Source organism: Sphingomonas sp. RIT328 (genome assembly GCF_000632225.1).
In the GTDB taxonomy this organism is placed as follows: Bacteria; Pseudomonadota; Alphaproteobacteria; order Sphingomonadales; family Sphingomonadaceae; genus Sphingomonas; species Sphingomonas kyungheensis.
In genome coordinates, this window is record NZ_JFYV01000001.1 from 1 (window position 1) to 17,481 (window position 17,481).

Below are 17,481 nucleotides of genomic sequence, written 5' to 3' on the forward strand. Positions count from 1 at the left end.
CGGGCCGTCGGCAGATCGCCGCGAGGGGTCGCGCCGAAGAGCGCCGTCATCTCGTCGGCAACGGCGCGGATCGCCGGGGCGGGAGCGGGGGCGGGCGTCTCGGAATCCATGGCGGTCCTGTTAAGCATAGCCGCTGAACCTCGGCTGTATTGCACGCAAGCGCAACGCCACGCGGGACTCGCCCACCTGCCGTCGCTGGCGTAGATCGCGTGGATGATGATTTTGCTCCCGCTTGCCGCGATCGCCGCCGCGACGCCACCCGCCGATCCGACGATCACGCTGCGCAACGCGCACGGCATGGTGGTGCGGCTGATCCCGCAGGGCGCGATCGTCACCGCGGTCGAGGTGCCCGATCGCGACGGCCATCGCGCCAATGTCGTGCTCGGCTATCCGACCCCGGCGGACTATCGCGCCAAGATCCGCAAGAGCGGCTTCGGCGCGACGATCGGCCGCTATGCCGGGCGGATCGGCGGTGCGCGCTTCGCCATCGACGGCCGGCCGGTGACGCTGGTCGCCAATGACGGCGCCAATGCGCTGCACGGCGGCGGTCCGCAGGGGTTCGACACCGTCGACTGGACGCCCGCCGCGATCCGCCGCGACAGCGTCCGCTTCACGCTCGTCAGCCCCGACGGATTCCAAAATTTCCCCGGCCGGCTGACGGTGAGCGTCACCTATCGGCTCGCCGACGACGATGCGCTGCATATCGACTATCGGGCGCAGACCACCCGGCCGACCGTGCTCAACCTCACCAACCACAGCTATTTCAACCTGGCGGGGGAGAGCAGCGGCAGCGTCGACGGCCAATATCTGCAACTGCGCGCGGCGCGGCTGGTCGACACCGACGCCGGCGGCATTCCGAGCGGCCGCTTCACCCCGGTCGCAGGGACGCCGTTCGACTTCCGCTGTCCGCACACGATCGGCGAACGGATCGCGCAGCCGCCGCTGACGCCACGCGGCTACAATCACGCCTGGCTGTTCGACAAGCCCGCCGGCACGCTGGCGCCGGTCGCGCGGCTGGTCGATCCCGGCTCGGGCCGGACGTTGACGATCGAGACGACCGAACCGTCGATCCAGGCCTATACTGGCGGCTATATCGACGGCAGCGATGCCGGTCCCGGCGGCCATGTCTACCGGCCGGGCGACGGCATCGCGCTCGAGATGCAGCATCTCGCCGACAGTCCCAACCAGCCCTCCTTCCCGTCGACGCGGCTGCGTCCGGGCGAGACCTATCGCCAGACGACGATCTGGCGGTTCGGGGTGGCGGCGAAGGGGGCGCCCGCCTGCTAGTTGGGCGGGCGCCGTCGCTGCGGCTCAGCCCGAGCCGGCGTGGATCGGGATGCGCCGCACCGCATCCCCGGCGGCGGCGGTGCGCGGTATCGTCACGGTGAGCACGCCATGGGCGAAGGCGGCGGTCGCCTTGTCGGCGTCGATGCCGCGCGGCAGGCCGATGCGGCGTTCGAAGCGGCCGTAGCGGCGTTCGGAATAGCCGCGCGCCTCGTCCGCCACCTCGGCCTTCTTATCGCCGCGCAACGTCAGCACCTGGTCCTCGATCGACAGCTCGACGTCCTTCCGTTCGAGCCCGGGCAGTTCCGCAGTGACGCGGATCGCCTGATCGGTCTCGCTCAGCTCGACGCTCGGCACGGCGAGGCGTTCGGTGGCGAAGGACGGCGCGCCGAAGCCGTGCAGCACGTCGTCGAACAGGCGGTTCATCTCGCGGTGAAGCGACAGCAAGGGAGGCGTGTCGCGGGCGCCCTCGGCATCGCGCAGGCCGATCGCCGGTACGGCGCGATGGTCCTGGCGGCTCCAGGGGATCAGATCACGGAAAGCCATCATCATTCTCCTGTCTGGCTGGGCTGTGGGGATCAGGCGGCCGCGGGCAGAGCGGCGCCGTCGTTGATCGCGATGCGGCGCGGCTTCATCGCGTCCGGCACGATGCGTTGCAGCGCGATGCTGAGCAGGCCGTCGCGGAAGTCGGCGGACTGTACCTCGACGTAATCGGCGAGCTGGAAGCGCCGCTCGAACGAGCGCGTCGCGATGCCGCGATGCAGGAAGCGGCTGCCGCTGTCGTCCGATCCATCCCGATCGGGTTCGGCGTGGCGACCGGTGACGGTCAGCTGGTTGTCGCGCGCGACGATCTCGATCTGCTCGGGCCGGAAACCGGCGAGCGCGATCGTGATGCGGTAGCGGTCGTCGCCCTCGCGGACGATGTCATAGGGCGGATAGCCGTCGCCGCCGTCGCCGCGGGTCCCCGTTTCGAGCAGGTCGAACAACCGGTCGTAGCCGACCGTGGCGCGCCGATACGGTGTGAAATCGAAATTGGTCCTCATCTCCAAATCCTCCTGACGAGCAATCTGGACCTGAGCTGCGCCGGAGCGAGAGCCGGCGCCCCCTACGTCCAACCGGACCCGAACACGGCGCCCGGCGACGGTGAATTAGAAAGCGCCGATTGCGGTTCAAGCCGACCGGCGCGAATTTTTTACGGAAGCATCTGCACCACGACGCGACCGCCGGCCGCGGCGGTGACGCGCGTCGTCTCGCCCGAGATCGACTCCTTGCCGAGCAAATATTTCACCAGCACGCGCTGATCCGCGAACAGCGTGCCGAAGCTCACCGCGACGAAGGCGAGAGCGGCGGTGATCGCCACCGGCGCGCGGCGATAGGCGAGGGCGACGATCCGGTTGGCGCGATGGCCGATATCGGTGAAGCGCCACAGGCCGGTGAAGGTCGCGACGCCGAGCCCGGCGCCGATCAGGATGTCGGTGGGATAATGGTAGCCGGCGAACATCTTGGCGATCGCGACCAGCACGCACATGGCGATGCCGACGATCCCCCAGCGCCGTTCCGCGGTCCACATCGCGGCGGTGAAGGACGAGAGGATGGCGAGCGTGTCGCTCGGCAGCGACGACCAGTCGAAGGGGAAATCCTGCCTGGTGAAGGGATACAGGCCGAGCGCGGCAGGACGGGGCCGCGCCGGCAGGAACAGCTTCGACGCCATCGCCAGCGCGACGACGACGATCGCGGCGATGAAGCCGGTCATGATGATGTCGCTGCGGCGGCCGTCGCGCGGCGCGGTCAGCCACATGGCGAAGGCGATCATCGCGATCGGCAGCGTCTGCACCGTATTGTAATGCAGACCATAGACGAAGACGTCGTCGAGCCCGCGATGGCCGTTCAGCCCGGCGAAGAAGCGCACGGCCGCCATGTCGAAGCCGTTCTGCATTGCTCTGCCCCCCTTACCCTCGTCGCGCCAAAACGTAGATCGGCCAGCGGGAATTGTCACTAATCTGTCATCTAAATGAAATGCGCCTGTCATGTGTCAGATCGGGCCGCGCCGCCCCCTCGCGAGTAAACGCAGCTTTAACGCATGTTCCGCCATGACCCAGGGATAACCCACGGGGACCCATGGACGACCTTCTGCAGGAATTCATCGCCGAGACCCGCGAGACGCTCGAGGCGTTGTCGGGGGAGATCGTCGCATGGGAGGCGGCGCCGACCGATCGGACGCGGCTGGATGCGATCTTCCGCTTCGTTCACACGGTGAAGGGCAGCTGCGGCTTCCTCGATCTGCCGCGGCTCGCCCGGCTCAGCCATGCCGCCGAGGATGTGCTCGCCGCGGTGCGCGACGGACAGCGCCTCCCTGACACCGCGCTGGTCGATGCGGTGCTCGCCATCGTCGACCGGATCGGCGAACTGGTCGAGGCGATTGACGCCGGCGCGCCGCTCGACGATTCGTGCGAGGACCTGCTGATCGCCGCGCTTGCCGAGGATGCCCGCCCCGCGGTCGTCGCGCAGCCGGCGGCGGCGATGCGTAGCAACGGCCGCTCGGTCCGCCTCAACGTCGACCTGCTCGACCGGATGATGAGCGGCATGTCGGAGATGGTGCTGGCGCGCAACGAGCTCGCCCGGCGACTGCGCGACGAACAGGTCGATCCGCTGGTCGAGGCGGCGCTGGAGCGGCTGTCGCTCACCGTCTCCGACATGCGCGACACCGTCACCCGCACCCGGATGCAGCGGATCGACGCGCTCTTCTCGGCTTTGCCGCGGATGGTGCGCGATACCGCGGGCGAGCTCGGCAAGTCGGTCGCGCTCAGCATTGACGGCGCCGATGTCGAGCTTGACCGCGAGATGATCGAGCTGATGCGCGATCCGCTCGTCCACATCATCCGTAACGCGGTCGATCACGGCATCGAGACGCCGGCCGAGCGCCGCGCCGCGGGCAAGCCGGAGACGGGCCGGCTGCTCGTCTCGGCGCGCCAGTCGGGCAACCAGATCCTCGTCGAGATCGCCGACGACGGCCGCGGCATCGACAGCGACCGGCTCGCCGCCAAGGCGCGCGCGCAGGGGCTGGTCAGCGACGCGGCGCTCGCGTCGATGGACGCGGCGGCACGGCTCGACCTGATTTTCCACGCCGGCCTGTCGAGTCGCGACACCGTCACCGCGATCTCGGGCCGCGGCGTCGGCATGGACGTGGTGCGGTCGAACATCGAACATATCGGCGGCCGCATCCAACTCGCCAACCGGCCGGGGCAGGGGCTGACGATCGTCATCTCGGTGCCGCTGACCCTATCGATCATGTCGACGATCGTCGTCGGCGTCGGCGACCAGCGCTTCGCGATCGCGCGCCAGTCGGTCGACGAGATCCTGCGCATCGGCGGCGAGACGGTGCGGATCGACACGGTCGGCGATGCCCAGGTGGCGACGGTGCGCGGACGGCGGCTGCCGCTCGTTTCGCTCGGCCGGCTGCTCGGCATCGGTACGGGCGGCGAGACCAATCTGGCGATCGTCGCCACCCGCGACGGCGATTATGCGCTGGCGATCGATGCGGTGATCGATGCCGAGGAACTGGTGGTCAAGCCCGCCGCGCCCGCGGTGATGGCGACCGGCGTCTATGCCGGCCATACCTTGCCCGATTCGGGACTGCCGATGCTGCTGCTCGACGCCTCGGGGATCGCCACCGTCGCCGGGCTGCGCTTCCTCCACGGCATCCTCGCCGAGGAGGAGGCCGCTGCCGCGGCACCGGCGCGCGGCGTGCTCGCGCTGATGTTCGAGGATCTCGACGACCAGCGCCGCGTGCTGCCGCTCGCCGCGATCGACCGCGTCGAGACGGTGTCGACCGCCGCGATCCGCCGCACCGGCGGCCAGTTGCGACTCGCGATCGGCGGCCACCTCGTGCCGCTCCACGCCGCCGCCGCGATCGGCGAGCGCGCCGACCTGCCCGTGCTGCGGCTGACCGACGGATCGACCGAGATCGCTTATGCGATCCACGAACCCGTCGAGATCGTGCAGCTGCCCGGCGAGGTCGCGCCGGCGCGCGGGGTCGGGCCGGTCGCCGGCGTCGTCATCATCGACGGCGAGCAGGTCGAATTGCTCGACGCGCACGCGCTGTTCGCCGGGGCGCTGCAACCCGCCGGCGATCGCCTGTGCTGGCTGCAACGCGATGCCGGCGGCTGGATGGAGACCTTCCTGCGGCCGATGCTCGAATCGATGGGCTATCGCTGCGTGATGCAGCCGCCGCCGGACGGACCGGCCGACGTGGCGCTGGTGATGGACGGAGCGACGATCGCCCCCGCCGCCGCGCGCAACGTCGTCCGGCTGCGCCAGGAGCGGCCGAGCGACGGCGATCCCGCCAGCATCTATCGCTATGACCGGCCGGCGCTGCTCGACGCGCTGGCGCATGCCGTGGGAGATCGCTGATGGGCCTGTTCCTGATCGCGCATATCGCCGGGCGCGGTGTCGCCATCGAGACCAGCCAGGTCGATTCGGTGGTCGATATCGCGCAGGTGATCGCGGTGCCGCGCACCGAGGCGGCGGTCCGCGGCCTCGTCGCGCTGCGCAGCCGCGTCGTGACCGTCATCGACACCGGCACCGCGCTCGGCCTCGATCCGACGCCGGCCAGCGCGCGCCGCGCCGTCATCACCCGTATCGACGGCCATCTCTACGCGATCCTCGTCGACGAACTGGAGGACGTCTCGGTCTTCGAGGCGCAGCCGCTGTCGCCGGGCCTCGCGCTCGACCATGGCTGGGCGCGCGCCGGCATCGGCCTCGTCGAGCGCGACGGCGAACCGTTGCTGATCGTCGATCTTGCCGCGCTCGTCCCGCAACAAACGCTCGCCGCTTAACGCGACGCTTACGCTTCGCTGCCACTGTCCCGAATGGCGAACACACGCCCGTATAAAGGCTTATCCATGAAGACCTGCCTCGTTGTCGACGATTCGAAGGTGATCCGGAAGGTCGCGCGCCATATCCTCGAAACGCTCGACTTCACCGTGTCGGAAGCCTGCGACGGGCGCGAGGCGCTCGACGCCTGTCTCGCCTCGCCGCCCGACGTGATCCTGCTCGACTGGAACATGCCGGTGATGAGCGGCATGGATTTCCTGCGCGCGCTGCGCGAGGCGCCGATCCCGACGCGGCCCAAGGTGGTGTTCTGCACCACGGAAAACGGCATGGCCTATATCCGCGCGGCGATCGAGGCGGGGGCGGACGAATATGTCATGAAGCCGTTCGACCGCGATACGCTCGAATCCAAACTCCAGATCGTCGGCATGGCCTGAGGCGGAGGCCGGCGTGATGGCCACCGCGATACCCCTCGACCGGCAGGAGGCCGCGACCGCCGGCGCGACTCCGGCGCGGGTGCTGATCGTCGATGATTCGGCGGTCGCGCGCGCGGTGGTCGAACGCATCCTGACCGCGACCGATCGCTATGCCGTCGTCGCCAGCGTCAGCACCGCCGCCGCGGCGCTCGACGTGCTGGCGCGGGCGAAGGTCGACGTGATCCTGCTCGACGTGCAGATGCCGGGCACCGACGGGCTGACCGCGCTGCCCGACCTGATCGTCGCCGGGGCGGGGGCGACGGTGCTCGTCGTCTCCGGCCAGGCGGGAGAGGGCGCCGCGACGACGGTGCAGGCGCTCGCGCTCGGCGCCGCCGACACGGTGTTCAAGCCGGCGAGCGGCGCGCGCCTCGGTCAATTCGCCGCGATCCTGATCGACAAGCTCGACCGGCTCGCCGGCGCCACCCCGTCACGCATGCCGTCGCCGCCCGCGCCGGCGCGCCCCGCACCGCCGCCGCGCATCGCGACCGGTGCCGGCAGCGACGAATTCGACATTGTCGCGATCGGCGCCTCGACCGGCGGCATCCATGCGCTGAGCGCCTTCCTCGCCGAGATCCCGGCGAGCTTCCGCCTGCCGATCCTCATCACCCAGCATCTGCCGACCGCCTTCATGCCCTATTTCGCCGCGCAGCTCGCGCTGATCGGCAAGCGCCCGTGCGAGGTCGCGACCGACCGGCTGCGGCTGCGTCCCGGCCGGATCGTCGTCGCGCCGGGGGATGCGCACATGCGCATCGTCGCGCTCGCCGACGGCTCCGCCGCGATCCGCCTCACCGCCGAGCCGGTGGCGAGCGGCTGCACGCCCTCGGTCGACCCGATGTTCGCCTCGCTCGCGGCGGTGTTCGGGCCGCGGCTGCTCGCCGTGGTGCTGAGCGGCATGGGCCGCGACGGATCGGACGGCGCGCGACGGGTGCATGAGGCGGGCGGCTGCGTGGTCGTCCAGGATCAGGCGAGTTCGGTGATCTGGGGCATGCCCGGCGCGGTGGTCGACGGCGGCAGCGCGGACGCCGTGCTGCCCCCCGCCGCGATCGGCCGCATCGCCGCCGCCCGGCGCCGGCCATGACCATGCCCGCGTCCGGGACGGTATCGCCCGTCGCCCTCAACGTCTTCAGCGCCTTGCTCGAGGCGCGCACCGGGCAGCAGATCGCCAGCTATCGTTCGTGGCGGATCGACGTCGCGCTCAAGCCGCTGCTGCGCGAACGCGGGCTCGACACGCTCGACCAATTGGTGACGCTGCTGCTCGACGGGCAGGACGTGCGGGTCGGCGATCAGATCGTCAACGCGCTGGTCAACCAGGAAACCTCCTTCTTCCGCGACGCGCCGGTCTTCGATCTGGTGCTCGAGGCGGTCGCCGGTGCCGAAGCCGCCGGGCGGCGGCCGCGCATCTGGTGCGCGGGCTGTTCGACCGGGCAGGAGCCGCTGTCGCTGGCGATGCTGTTCGCCGAACGCGCCGAAGGCGGGCGACCGATGCCGGAGATCATCGCCACCGACGTGTCCGAGGCGGCGGTCGCCCGCGCGCGCGCCGGCCGCTACAATCAGTTCGAGATTCAGCGCGGCCTGCCGATCCGCCGCATGATGCGCTGGTTCGACAGCGAGGGCGGCGACTGGGTCGCCCGGCCCGAGCTGACCCGGCTGGTGACGGTGCGCCGCCACAATCTCGTCGCCGATCATCCGCCGGGCGGCGCGTTCGACGTCATCCTCTGCCGCAACGTGCTGCTCTATCTCTCCCCGACGACCAAGGCGGCGGTCTTCGCGCGCTTCGCCGCGGCGATGCGGCCGGGCGGAACGCTCGTGCTCGGCGCCGGCGAGACGGTGATCGGCCAGACCGACGCCTTCGCCCCCAGCCGCCGGTTGCGCGGCCTCTACGAGCGGACCGGCGATAGGCCGGCACCGTCGCACGCCGCCGCGGCCTGATCCCCCTTACGCACCCGGCCCGGCTCGGCTAGGCTGACGCCATGACCATCCTCGACACGCCCTCGCCGAACTTCGACGAGCGGTCGCTGCCGATCTCCATGATCGTGCTGCATTATACCGGCATGCAGGACGGCCCGTCGGCGCTCGCGCGGCTGCGCGATCCGGAGGCCAAGGTGTCCGCGCATTATCTGGTCGAGGAGGACGGCACGGTCTGTCGGCTCGTCGCCGAACAGGACCGCGCCTGGCATGCCGGCCGCTCGTCGTGGCGCGGCATCACCGACGTCAATTCGGCGAGCGTCGGTATCGAGATCGTCAATCCCGGCCACGACTGGGGCTATCGCCCGTTCACCGAGGAGCAGATCGCGGCGCTGATCCCGCTGGTCGCGGCGATCAAGGAACGCCACGGCATCACCCGCGGCAATATCGTCGGCCATTCCGATATCGCCCCGGCGCGCAAGCGCGATCCCGGCGAGCTCTTCCCCTGGGGCAAGCTCGCCCGGCTGCGGCTCGCGCTGCCGCGCCCGACGCGCAACCTGCTCGACCCGATGTGGACGCAGGGCGGCTTCCTGCTCGCGCTCGAACGCTTCGGCTATGACGTCAGCGACGCGATGGCGGCGATCATGGCCTTCCAGCGCCGCTATCGCCCCGAGCTGATCGACGGCGAGATCGACGCCGAATGCCGGATGATCCTGCTCGCGCTGCTGCTGCCCAAGCCGCAGGGCGACCACTGAAGCGTCGTGCCGGACGCGGCGGCAGCGCGGCGTTCGGCATGGAAGCGCGCCGGCACCGCTTCCCTAGCGCGATTTCCCGCGCTAGGGCGCACCCGGTCAGAGGGTCGGGCGGCCGCGGGTATCCCAACGGATACGCGAGGAAAGTCCGGGCTCCGCGAAACAACGGTGCCGGGTAACGCCCGGCGGGGGTGACCCCAGGGACAGTGCCACAGAGAGCAGACGGCGACGGCTTCGGCCACGTCAGGGTGAAAGGGTGCGGTAAGAGCGCACCGCGCGCCTGGTAACAGGAGCGGCATGGTAAACCCCACCGGGAGCAAGACCGAATAGGGGCGACAGGGGGCTTCGTGCTCCGGGGCTTTGTTTCAGCTCGTCGCCCGGGTTGGTTGCTGGAGGCGGCGCGCAAGCGTCGTCGTAGAGGAATGGTCGCCCATCTTCCGTAAGGAAGAGGACAGAACCCGGCTTACAGACCCTCTGGCGTTTCATTGCCCCGTGGTGCAGGCTGCCCCCAAGGGACGGGGGACGGACGATGCGGATCGAAATGGGCGTGCTGGCGACGATGCTGGCCATCGGCAGTGCGGCCGTCGCGCAGCCCCAGCGGAGCGTCCAGCAGGATTTCGAGGCCGCCACGGCGCTGAGCGCGGGCGACGACCATGCCGCGGCGCTCGCGGCATGGCAGGCGCTGGAGCCCCGCGTTGCGGCCAAACCGCGCAGCCGCGGCATCGTGCTGGTGCGCAAGAGCCGGGATTTGGTCGCGCTCAAACGCTATGACGAGGCGGTCGCCGCGACCCGCGAGGGGCTGGCGCTGCTGCCGACCGGCGACAAGACGTTGAGCGCGGATCGCTTCGATGCCTATCTCAACCTCGCCGGGCTTGACCAGCAGACGCTCGATTATGCCAGCGCCGCCGACGCCTACCGCCATGCCGAGCAGGAGGCCGCGACCGCCGGCGAACGGCTTGCCGCCTTGCGCGGGCTGATCCGCACCGCGACCTTCACCGATCCCGCCACCGCAACCGCCGCAGCCGCACGCGCCGATGCGGTGATCGCCGCGACGCCGATCGACAATCCGCTCGCCGCCGATTTCGCCTCCGCCAAGGCGGTGCTCGCGCTCAACACCGGCAATCTGCCCGTCGCCACGGCCGAGGCGATGCGCGCCGTCAAGCTGCTCGGCGGACTCACCGAGAAGACCGACCTGCGCGATGTCGCGGCGCGATCGAACGTCGCCCTGGCGATGCTGCTCGCCGGGCGGAAGGACGAGGCGCGCCACTATATGGCGATGACCGGCGCGGGTCGGATGCCGGACGGCCAGTTCGATCTCGGCGCGGCGATGACCCCGCCCGATTGCGGCGGTGAGGCGGGGCTCAAGCCCGAGCAGCTCGCCGTCGTGCAATTCTCCATCGCCGACGATGGCAGCGTCCTGCTTGCCGAGCCGATCTATGCCGAAGGCGGGCGCACGGTCGCGCTCGCCTTTGCCCGCGCGGCCCGGCAGTGGGCGTGGAGTGCCGAGCAGGTCAAGGCGATACCCAGTTTCCTGCGCTACAATGCGCGGGTCGAATTACGCTGCAACATGGCCTTTCCGCGGCCGTCGATCACGGACGGGTTGCTCGCGGACCTGACGCGCTGGTCTGCCGAGCGCGGTGCTCCGATGGCCGACGCGCCCGAAAACCCGGCGCAGGCGCTGGCCGGCCAGCGTGCTGCACTGGCCGCCGCGCCGCCCGCGGGCAAGCTGCCGGCGCTGATCGCGCTGCTCAATTCGCCGGTGGTGCCGCGCGAGGAACGCGCCCAGTTCGCGGCCGAGGCCTTGCAGGCGGCGAGGGCGGCACAGGCGCCGGTGACGGGGCAGCTCGCGCTCGACCTCGACGCACGGCTCAACGGTGTCGCGGACCAGTGGCGCCCCGGCACCTTCCGCCGGGTGGTTGCGCCGCTGCTCGATCAGCAGCCCTATGCCGGCGATCCGCGTGCCCGCGCCGCATTGCGGTTGTTGCTCGCGGACGAGGAGCGGAACGCGAGCGACCGGATGGCGGCGTTGCTCGGCCAGGTCGTCGACGATCCGGCGCTGCCCGCGGACGATGCGCTGCGCACCGGCGCGCAGATCCGCCTCGCGTCGCTGGCGCAGCGGCGCGGCGACGACGCCGCGGCCAAGGCGGCCTTCGACAAGACCGGCCTTACCGCGAGCCAGTGCGCGCTGGTCGGCGATGCGCCGCGGATGCTCCACTCGGGCGGCAGCTTCCCGGAAGAGGCGCTGTCGTGGGGCTTCGAAGGGTGGACGCGGACGCAATATGACATCGCCGCCAACGGCCATGTCCTCAATGCGCGCGCGATCGTCTCCTATCCGCCGTTTATCTTCACCAAGGCGGGCGCGGCGACGGCGAGCGGGCTTGTCTATGCCAAGACCTATCGGCCCGAAGGCGCGCTGGCCTGCGGGGCGAACACCTCCAACGTCAAATTCCGGATACCCCACTGACCCCGTTCCGGTTGCGCCTTGGCGCCCAGGGCCTATGTGGTCCTGATGGCGCGCAGCACTTCACGCTCGAACGATTGGGGCTTTCCCCGCTGGCGTGGCTATGGCTCGGGTCGCGAGACGACGACGGTGCGGATCTGCGACCGGCACGGCTGTACCGAGCCGGGTGATTGCCCCGCGCCGAAATCGCCCAACAGCCCCGACCGCTGGTATTTCTGCACGACGCACGCCGCCGAATATAATCGCGGCTGGAACTATTTCGAAGGCCTGTCCGCGGAGGAAGCGGCGCAGCGCGAGGCGGCGGAGTCGCAGGATGCGTCGGGCTATGCCAATGCCAGCCATTATGCCTGGGGCGGCAGCGGCGACGGCAGCCGCTCGCGCGACGAGATGCGCGCGCTCGACGTGCTCGGGCTCGATACCGATGCGGATTTCGACACGGTGAAGGCCGCGTGGCGCAAGCTCGCCAAGGAAAACCATCCTGACATCCGCCCCGGCGATGCCGATGCCGCGGTGCGTTTCCAGACGGTGCAGGCCGCCTATGAGGTGCTGCGCAGCGCGGAGGAACGGCGCGAATGGCGCCCCCGCTGAAGCAGGTGCCGAGCGCCTGGCGCGGCGCGATCCTGGTCTGCGGCAAATGTTCGAAGAAGCTGGACGGCGGCTTCGGCAAGAAGGCGCAGACGCCGCTCGCCAAGCTGCTGCGCAAGCTGCTCGGCCTCGGCAAGGGGCGCAAGGCGACGCTCGGCGTGGTCGAGACGCGCTGCCTCGGCCTGTGTCCGCGCGGCGGCGTTGCGCTGATCGACGGCCGCGCGCCGGGGACGTGGCTGGTCGTGCCGCAGGGCGCCGACGTCGCCGAACTTGCCGCGCGGCTGGCGACAGTGCGGACCGTGCCCGCCGATCAGGCGTAGCGGCGCGCGGTTTCGCGGATCAGTGCGATCATGTTGGGGATGCCCTGCGTCCGGTTCGAGCTCAGCTGATTGGCGAGATCGAACGGCGCGAGTGCGCCCTCGATATCGGTCGCGACGATCGTCGCCGGCGTCTCGTCCTGCACGGTACGCAGCACGAGCGCGATGATCCCCTTGGTGATCGCGGCATTGCTGTCGGCGAGGAAATGGAGCGTGCCGTCCTCCGCCCGCATCGGATAGACCCAGACCGATGCGGAACAGCCGCGCACCAGCGTCGCCTCCGTCTTGAGCGCTTCCGGCATCGGCTCGAGCGACCGGCCGAGGTCGATCAGCAGCCGATAGCGATCGTCGGCATCGAGGAAGTCATATTCGTCGCGGATCTCGGCGATGCTGGTCATCACGGCGCGGTAGACCGGCGGCGGGGAGGAGGCAATCGGCCATCACCTTGGTGATGCCGCGCCGGTCCTGGCGAATCCTCTGCAACACCGTGTGTCATGCCGGACTGGTTCCGGCATCCACTGTTCCGCAAGAGCAGCCTCTGGGTTTGCGGGGCGGCAGACCCCGGAACACGTCCGGGGCGACGTTACGGTTCAGGGGAGGTCAGGACGTTCGCAGAGGTCTTGCCTGCGCGGAAACCAGGTGTCCGGTCAGGCAAGCGCCCCATCCGGGCTCCGCGTTGACGCGGGGTGGCGAACCGCAATCGCCACCTGCGTCCTCACAGATCCACACCGGCGGCGATCGCCTCCAGCTTGCGGATACGCTCCTTGAGATCGGCGATCTCGATCCGCGATCCGGCGGAGGGGCCGGCGGGGACGGGCTCGCGGGCGGCGAGCTGTTCGTGCTGGAGCGCGAGCCAGCCGCGCCAGCCCGACAGGCAGGCGCCGACCAGCATCGCCAGACCGGCGAGCGCCACCAGCGCGAGCGTAAGATAGACGTTGGGATCGTTCATGATCGGCCTCCGGTCAGCGGGCGTGCAGGCGGCGGGTCTCCGGACGGGACCGACGCTGCCGCGGGTTTCGGTACCGGCGCCACCCGGGGGAGGGCGCGCCGCGGATTGGTCCCACCCACAACAGCGGGTGGAAAGGGGGGGGCAGGCAGCTCCGGCCGCCTTGGCCCCCGTGGTCAGTTGATCGGCAGACGGCCGGGCGCGGTGCCGCGCAGCGCGTCGATCTCCTGCGCCAGGTCGGCGCCGCGATCGGTGACGATGCGTTCGAGCACGCGCACCCGTTCCTCCAGCCGCTCGGTCTGCGCGGCATATTGCGCGGCCTTTTCGGCGACCTTGTCGGCCTCGATCTCCATCCGGCGGTGCTGGAGCGCGAACCAAGGCTTGACGAAGATGCCGCCGAAGATCGCGAGCAGACCGCAACAGATGCCGAGGATGGGGATCATCAGAGGGCTCATCATCCTACTCCTGTCAGCAGCTGCGCAGCTGGTCGATTTCGTGGCCGAGCCGGTGGGCGCGGTCGGTGACGATGCTCTCCACCGTCGCCAGCCGCTCCTGCAGCCGGTCGATCTGGCCGATGCGGCGGGCGTTTTCGGCATCGAGCAGGTCGATGTTGCGGCGCGCCTCGACATCGGGGGCAATGATCGCCTGCCGCACCTTGCGGCGGCCGTAATATTGCACCGCCAGCGTCACCATCGCGCCGAAGATCATGCAGACGATATGATCGGGTCCCATCATCCGTCTCCCTTAGCGGTCGCGAAGCGCTTCGATCTCGCGGGCGGTGCGCTCGGCGGGATCGGTGGCGATGCGTTCGAGGACGGCGATCCGTTCCTCCAGCCGGCTGACCTGCCCGGTCAGCTTCTCGTTCTCGTTGGAGAGCAGCATGATCTTGCGCTCCGCCTCGATGTCGTCGCCGCCGTCGGGGCCGTAGCCCATCCACATCATCCGCTGCATGCGCCGCATCTTGCGGGCCTGGCGGTTTTGCGCCTCTTCCAGCGGATAGCCGTGCTTGGCCTTGACCCAGGTGGTGAAGGCGTGACGCGCGCTCACCGCTCCGACGATACCGACCGGCACCATCCAACCCATGTCCATCGTGATTCTCCCTGAACCCGTGATGCCTGATCCTGCCCCCGACGTTGCTCAGCGCAGGCTGTCGATTTCCTCGGCCAGTCGGCTGTTGCGGCTGGTGTAATGCAGCTCGATGTCGGCGAGCCGGCGATCGATGTCGCGGAACTTGCTGCGCACCTCGCTGGTCGAGCGCTTCGGATTGGTCCGCACGCCCTGCCAGAATTTGGCGTCTTCCTGCGTCTCGTAGAGGCCATAGGGCTTCTTCGGCGCGAGCAGCCCGGCGGCGACATAGGCGATGAACACCCAGCCCGAGGTGGCGATGGTCAGCACGATCATCGCGACGCGGACCAGCGTCAGGTCGAAGCCGGTATAGTCGGTGATCCCGGCACAGACGCCGAGCCACTTGGCTTCCTGCTTGTCGACGTAGAATTTGGTGCGGGTAGACATCTCAATTCCTCCGGTCGAGCGAATAGGGGGTTGCTTGCGGGCTGTTCAGACTGGCCCGAAAGTCGGGATTGTCGGCGGCGACGATCCGCTCGACGGTATTGAGCCGATCTTCGAGGCGACGGGCGAGATTGAACATCTCGTCCAGCAGACGTTCGTCTTCTTCCGTGATCTTGGGTGCCTGTTTCCACTTGGTGATGTAGTGGAAGATCAACCAGGGTAGGCCGATCAGGGCAAGCGAAATGGCAAGTACGCCTTCGATGTCCATTTCACCCCTCCTTCTTCAGGCGCGCCTTGAGCGCGGCGAGTTCGGCATCGACCTTGTCGCTCTGGCGCAACTCGGCGATCTCTTCCTCGAGGCTCTTCGGTGCGCCGAGACCCAGCGCCTCGGCGCGGCCTTCGGCATCGTCGACCCGGCGTTCGAGCACGTCGAAGCGGCTGAACGCCTCGTGCGTCTTGGGGCCGGCATACATCTCGCGCAGGCGGTAGCGGTTGTTGGCGCTTTCCAGCCGCGTCTGGACGTTCGACTGTTTGGTGCGCGCTTCGGTCAGCTTCTTCTGGAGCTTGGCGATATCCTCTTCCGAGGCGCGCAGCGCGTCGTCGAGCACCTTGATCTCGATCTTGAGCTGCTCGGCCATGTCGGCGGCCTTCTGCTTCTCGACCAGAGCCGCCTTGGCGAGGTCTTCGCGATCCTTGCTCAGCGCCAGCTCGGCCTTCTCGGTCCAGCTGTCCTGCAACTGCTCCAGCTTGCTGATATGGCGACGCATCTCTTTCTGGTCGGCGATGGTGCGGGCAGCGGAGGCGCGCACCTCGACCAACGTCTCCTCCATTTCGAGGATGATCATGCGGATCATCTTCGCCGGATCTTCCGCCTTTTCGAGCAGGTCGGCGAAATTGGCGGCGACGATGTCGCGGGTGCGGGAAAAAATGCCCATCGATTCTTTGCTCCTAAGACTGTCCGGCGCGACGGGGCGCCGGCTTTGCGACCATGTTACGCGCTCTGCTGCGTGGTCGCTACACTGTGGCTGGCCGCGGCGGGACCGACCGCGCCAGCGACACAGGTGGCGCTGAACAGGACGGTGCAGACGATCGCGGCGAGCTTGCGGCCGGTGTCGGAATTGAACATGGAAACCTCCTGATATCTGAACCTTGTTCCCGCCGTGTGGCGGTCTGTCCGATGCTTTGCAGGAGGCGTGCCAAATCCGAAAAGCACGCAAAAGCGTCACTTTTCGGTGTCATCTATATGTAAAACACCGGCGGATGCTTGCATAGTCTTGGCGTTTTGCGCCAGATGTTGGCGATGGAACGGACCTCGCAGGTGATCGGCCAATCGGGGGCCTTTCTCGACGCGCTGGAGCGTGCCAGCCGCGCCGCCGCGCTCGATCGCCCGGTGCTGGTGATCGGCGAACGCGGTACCGGCAAGGAGCTGGTCGCCGAGCGTCTCCACCGCCTGTCGCCGCGCTGGGACCAGCCGCTGGTGGTGATGAATTGCGCCGCGCTGCCCGAGTCGCTGATCGAGGCGGAACTGTTCGGCCATGAGGCGGGTGCCTTCACCGGCGCCACCAAGGCGCGCGCCGGCCGATTCGAGGAGGCACATCGCGGTACCTTGTTCCTCGACGAACTCGGCACGCTGTCGATGGCGGCACAGGAGCGGCTGCTGCGGGCGGTCGAATATGGCGAGATCACCCGGATCGGCGCGTCGCGGCCGGCGCGCGTCGACGTGCGGATCGTCGCGGCGACCAACGAACATCTTCCCGACAAGGTCGATGCGCACGAATTCCGCGCCGATCTGCTCGACCGGCTGAGCTTCGAGGTGGTGACGCTGCCGCCGCTGCGCGCGCGTACCGGCGATATCGCGGTGCTCGCCGACCATTTCGGCCGGCGGATGGCGTCGGAGATCGGCTGGGATCGCTGGCCCGGCTTCGGCCCGCGCGCGCTCGACCAGCTGCACACCTATCGCTGGCCGGGCAACGTCCGCGAGCTGCGCAACGTCGTCGAGCGCGCGGTCTATCGCTGGGACGGCGACGGCCCGGTCGACGCAATCGAGATCGATCCCTTCGCCTCGCCGTTCCGGCCGCAGGGCGGGGCGGGCGGCGGGCCGCGCCGGGCAACGCCCGCGCCTGCATCCGCGTCCGCGTCTTCGGCCGCCGATGCGCCGCCCGAGGACAGCCCGGTCGCCGCCTGCGAGGCCGGACCGTCCGACTTCAAGTCGCGCGTCGCGCAATTCGAACGCGAGCTGCTCGCCCGTGCGCTCGCCGACCATCGCTTCAACCAGCGCGCCACCGCCGAGGCGCTCGGGCTCAGCTACGATCAGTTGCGCCACGCGCTGCGCCGACACGAGCTGATCAACGCGACGGGCTCGTAACGCTTGCGTAACGGCGGGGGAGCATTAGGCAAAGACCTGCGTTAACGCCGG

Annotated in this window: 23 protein-coding genes and 1 other RNA gene; 12 read left to right on the forward strand and 12 right to left on the reverse strand. The window is 69.3% G+C overall.

The window, feature by feature from the left end; all coding sequences use genetic code 11:
- Positions 1-213 precede the first annotated feature (213 nt).
- The gene (locus BW41_RS00005; RefSeq protein WP_200870312.1) at positions 214-1,287 is read left to right on the forward strand and encodes an aldose epimerase family protein; all 1,074 of its coding nucleotides are present in this window, start codon (positions 214-216) and stop codon (positions 1,285-1,287) included.
- 24 nt (positions 1,288-1,311) lie between these two features.
- On the opposite strand, the gene BW41_RS00010 is transcribed toward BW41_RS00005, so the two are convergent.
- The 3 genes from BW41_RS00010 to BW41_RS00020 form a co-directional block, all read right to left on the reverse strand.
- The gene (locus tag BW41_RS00010) at positions 1,312-1,830 is read right to left on the reverse strand and encodes an Hsp20/alpha crystallin family protein (RefSeq protein WP_037530761.1); all 519 of its coding nucleotides are present in this window, start codon (positions 1,828-1,830) and stop codon (positions 1,312-1,314) included.
- Positions 1,831-1,862: 32 nt separating this feature from the next.
- Positions 1,863-2,327: an Hsp20 family protein gene (locus BW41_RS00015; protein WP_037530089.1), complete on the reverse strand. Its 465-nt coding sequence runs from the start codon at positions 2,325-2,327 to the stop codon at positions 1,863-1,865.
- 149 nt (positions 2,328-2,476) lie between these two features.
- Entirely contained in the window at positions 2,477-3,220 is a 744-nt protein-coding gene (locus BW41_RS00020; protein ID WP_037530091.1) for a phosphatase PAP2 family protein, read from the reverse strand.
- 182 nt (positions 3,221-3,402) lie between these two features.
- Between BW41_RS00020 and BW41_RS00025 the strand changes: the two genes are divergently transcribed.
- From BW41_RS00025 to BW41_RS00065, 10 genes are all read left to right on the forward strand, one after another.
- Positions 3,403-5,694 (forward strand): chemotaxis protein CheA, encoded by a 2,292-nt coding sequence (locus BW41_RS00025; RefSeq protein ID WP_037530092.1) that lies wholly within the window; start codon positions 3,403-3,405, stop codon positions 5,692-5,694.
- Positions 5,694-6,119 carry a chemotaxis protein CheW gene (locus BW41_RS00030; RefSeq protein WP_037530093.1) on the forward strand — a complete coding sequence of 142 codons (426 nt, stop codon included), beginning with the start codon at positions 5,694-5,696 and terminating at the stop codon, positions 6,117-6,119. The genes BW41_RS00025 and BW41_RS00030 overlap by 1 nt, the downstream gene beginning before the upstream one ends.
- Before the next feature lie 66 nt (positions 6,120-6,185).
- Positions 6,186-6,551, forward strand: coding sequence for a response regulator (locus BW41_RS00035; RefSeq protein WP_037530094.1), 366 nt, complete (start codon positions 6,186-6,188; stop codon positions 6,549-6,551).
- A 16-nt stretch (positions 6,552-6,567) separates the two neighbouring features.
- Entirely contained in the window at positions 6,568-7,668 is a 1,101-nt protein-coding gene (gene cheB, locus BW41_RS00040) for a chemotaxis-specific protein-glutamate methyltransferase CheB (RefSeq protein ID WP_051583131.1), read from the forward strand.
- Between the two features lie 2 nt (positions 7,669-7,670).
- Positions 7,671-8,519, forward strand: a complete 849-nt coding sequence (locus BW41_RS00045) for a CheR family methyltransferase (protein WP_037530765.1) — start codon at positions 7,671-7,673, stop codon at positions 8,517-8,519.
- 41 nt (positions 8,520-8,560) lie between these two features.
- The gene (locus tag BW41_RS00050) at positions 8,561-9,250 is read left to right on the forward strand and encodes an N-acetylmuramoyl-L-alanine amidase (RefSeq protein WP_037530096.1); all 690 of its coding nucleotides are present in this window, start codon (positions 8,561-8,563) and stop codon (positions 9,248-9,250) included.
- Between the two features lie 96 nt (positions 9,251-9,346).
- Positions 9,347-9,729: RNase P RNA component class A (gene rnpB / locus BW41_RS19945), an RNA gene on the forward strand.
- 47 nt (positions 9,730-9,776) lie between these two features.
- A complete protein-coding gene (locus BW41_RS00055) occupies positions 9,777-11,711 on the forward strand; it encodes a hypothetical protein (RefSeq protein WP_152542006.1) in 1,935 nt (644 codons plus the stop codon).
- 45 nt (positions 11,712-11,756) lie between these two features.
- Positions 11,757-12,296, forward strand: a complete 540-nt coding sequence (locus tag BW41_RS00060) for a J domain-containing protein (RefSeq protein WP_037530100.1) — start codon at positions 11,757-11,759, stop codon at positions 12,294-12,296.
- On the forward strand, positions 12,281-12,613 hold the full coding sequence (locus BW41_RS00065) for a hypothetical protein (RefSeq protein ID WP_037530102.1): 333 nt from the start codon (positions 12,281-12,283) through the stop codon (positions 12,611-12,613). The genes BW41_RS00060 and BW41_RS00065 overlap by 16 nt, the downstream gene beginning before the upstream one ends.
- Here the strand turns inward: BW41_RS00065 and BW41_RS00070 are convergent.
- From BW41_RS00070 to BW41_RS21930, 9 genes are all read right to left on the reverse strand, one after another.
- On the reverse strand, positions 12,604-13,008 hold the full coding sequence (locus BW41_RS00070) for a SufE family protein (RefSeq protein ID WP_037530103.1): 405 nt from the start codon (positions 13,006-13,008) through the stop codon (positions 12,604-12,606). The two genes, BW41_RS00065 and BW41_RS00070, sit on opposite strands and share 10 nt — an antisense overlap.
- A gap of 317 nt (positions 13,009-13,325) precedes the next feature.
- The gene (locus tag BW41_RS00075) at positions 13,326-13,559 is read right to left on the reverse strand and encodes a hypothetical protein (protein ID WP_037530105.1); all 234 of its coding nucleotides are present in this window, start codon (positions 13,557-13,559) and stop codon (positions 13,326-13,328) included.
- Between the two features lie 173 nt (positions 13,560-13,732).
- The gene (locus BW41_RS00080; RefSeq protein ID WP_443026766.1) at positions 13,733-14,014 is read right to left on the reverse strand and encodes a hypothetical protein; all 282 of its coding nucleotides are present in this window, start codon (positions 14,012-14,014) and stop codon (positions 13,733-13,735) included.
- A gap of 10 nt (positions 14,015-14,024) precedes the next feature.
- Positions 14,025-14,291 carry a hypothetical protein gene (locus tag BW41_RS00085; RefSeq protein ID WP_235199435.1) on the reverse strand — a complete coding sequence of 89 codons (267 nt, stop codon included), beginning with the start codon at positions 14,289-14,291 and terminating at the stop codon, positions 14,025-14,027.
- A 9-nt stretch (positions 14,292-14,300) separates the two neighbouring features.
- Positions 14,301-14,645, reverse strand: coding sequence for a hypothetical protein (locus tag BW41_RS00090; protein WP_373276460.1), 345 nt, complete (start codon positions 14,643-14,645; stop codon positions 14,301-14,303).
- Positions 14,646-14,693: 48 nt separating this feature from the next.
- Positions 14,694-15,068: an envelope stress response membrane protein PspC gene (pspC, locus tag BW41_RS00095; protein ID WP_037530111.1), complete on the reverse strand. Its 375-nt coding sequence runs from the start codon at positions 15,066-15,068 to the stop codon at positions 14,694-14,696.
- A 1-nt stretch (position 15,069) separates the two neighbouring features.
- Complete coding sequence (pspB, locus tag BW41_RS00100) at positions 15,070-15,333, reverse strand: envelope stress response membrane protein PspB (protein ID WP_051583132.1); 264 nt, start codon at positions 15,331-15,333, stop codon at positions 15,070-15,072.
- Position 15,334: 1 nt separating this feature from the next.
- Positions 15,335-16,000 carry a phage shock protein PspA gene (gene pspA, locus BW41_RS00105; RefSeq protein ID WP_037530113.1) on the reverse strand — a complete coding sequence of 222 codons (666 nt, stop codon included), beginning with the start codon at positions 15,998-16,000 and terminating at the stop codon, positions 15,335-15,337.
- 56 nt (positions 16,001-16,056) lie between these two features.
- The gene (locus BW41_RS21930; RefSeq protein ID WP_268747098.1) at positions 16,057-16,191 is read right to left on the reverse strand and encodes a hypothetical protein; all 135 of its coding nucleotides are present in this window, start codon (positions 16,189-16,191) and stop codon (positions 16,057-16,059) included.
- Between the two features lie 174 nt (positions 16,192-16,365).
- On the opposite strand from BW41_RS21930, the gene pspF reads away from it, so the two are divergent.
- Complete coding sequence (gene pspF, locus BW41_RS00110) at positions 16,366-17,430, forward strand: phage shock protein operon transcriptional activator (RefSeq protein WP_037530115.1); 1,065 nt, start codon at positions 16,366-16,368, stop codon at positions 17,428-17,430.
- Positions 17,431-17,481 lie beyond the last annotated feature (51 nt).

Bases quoted from the DNA above. Each gene is read 5' to 3' on its own strand.
- BW41_RS00005 (WP_200870312.1), top strand. From the start codon at position 214: ATGATGATTTTGCTCCCGCTTGCCGCGATCGCCGCCGCGACGCCACCC.
- BW41_RS00010 (WP_037530761.1), bottom strand. From the start codon at position 1,830: ATGGCTTTCCGTGATCTGATCCCCTGGAGCCGCCAGGACCATCGCGCC.
- BW41_RS00015 (WP_037530089.1), bottom strand. From the start codon at position 2,327: ATGAGGACCAATTTCGATTTCACACCGTATCGGCGCGCCACGGTCGGC.
- BW41_RS00020 (WP_037530091.1), bottom strand. From the start codon at position 3,220: ATGCAGAACGGCTTCGACATGGCGGCCGTGCGCTTCTTCGCCGGGCTG.
- BW41_RS00025 (WP_037530092.1), top strand. From the start codon at position 3,403: ATGGACGACCTTCTGCAGGAATTCATCGCCGAGACCCGCGAGACGCTC.
- BW41_RS00030 (WP_037530093.1), top strand. From the start codon at position 5,694: ATGGGCCTGTTCCTGATCGCGCATATCGCCGGGCGCGGTGTCGCCATC.
- BW41_RS00035 (WP_037530094.1), top strand. From the start codon at position 6,186: ATGAAGACCTGCCTCGTTGTCGACGATTCGAAGGTGATCCGGAAGGTC.
- cheB (WP_051583131.1), top strand. From the start codon at position 6,568: ATGGCCACCGCGATACCCCTCGACCGGCAGGAGGCCGCGACCGCCGGC.
- BW41_RS00045 (WP_037530765.1), top strand. From the start codon at position 7,671: ATGCCCGCGTCCGGGACGGTATCGCCCGTCGCCCTCAACGTCTTCAGC.
- BW41_RS00050 (WP_037530096.1), top strand. From the start codon at position 8,561: ATGACCATCCTCGACACGCCCTCGCCGAACTTCGACGAGCGGTCGCTG.
- BW41_RS00055 (WP_152542006.1), top strand. From the start codon at position 9,777: ATGCGGATCGAAATGGGCGTGCTGGCGACGATGCTGGCCATCGGCAGT.
- BW41_RS00060 (WP_037530100.1), top strand. From the start codon at position 11,757: ATGGCGCGCAGCACTTCACGCTCGAACGATTGGGGCTTTCCCCGCTGG.
- BW41_RS00065 (WP_037530102.1), top strand. From the start codon at position 12,281: ATGGCGCCCCCGCTGAAGCAGGTGCCGAGCGCCTGGCGCGGCGCGATC.
- BW41_RS00070 (WP_037530103.1), bottom strand. From the start codon at position 13,008: ATGACCAGCATCGCCGAGATCCGCGACGAATATGACTTCCTCGATGCC.
- BW41_RS00075 (WP_037530105.1), bottom strand. From the start codon at position 13,559: ATGAACGATCCCAACGTCTATCTTACGCTCGCGCTGGTGGCGCTCGCC.
- BW41_RS00080 (WP_443026766.1), bottom strand. From the start codon at position 14,014: ATGATGAGCCCTCTGATGATCCCCATCCTCGGCATCTGTTGCGGTCTG.
- BW41_RS00085 (WP_235199435.1), bottom strand. From the start codon at position 14,291: ATGATGGGACCCGATCATATCGTCTGCATGATCTTCGGCGCGATGGTG.
- BW41_RS00090 (WP_373276460.1), bottom strand. From the start codon at position 14,645: ATGGACATGGGTTGGATGGTGCCGGTCGGTATCGTCGGAGCGGTGAGC.
- pspC (WP_037530111.1), bottom strand. From the start codon at position 15,068: ATGTCTACCCGCACCAAATTCTACGTCGACAAGCAGGAAGCCAAGTGG.
- pspB (WP_051583132.1), bottom strand. From the start codon at position 15,333: ATGGACATCGAAGGCGTACTTGCCATTTCGCTTGCCCTGATCGGCCTA.
- pspA (WP_037530113.1), bottom strand. From the start codon at position 16,000: ATGGGCATTTTTTCCCGCACCCGCGACATCGTCGCCGCCAATTTCGCC.
- BW41_RS21930 (WP_268747098.1), bottom strand. From the start codon at position 16,191: ATGTTCAATTCCGACACCGGCCGCAAGCTCGCCGCGATCGTCTGCACC.
- pspF (WP_037530115.1), top strand. From the start codon at position 16,366: ATGGAACGGACCTCGCAGGTGATCGGCCAATCGGGGGCCTTTCTCGAC.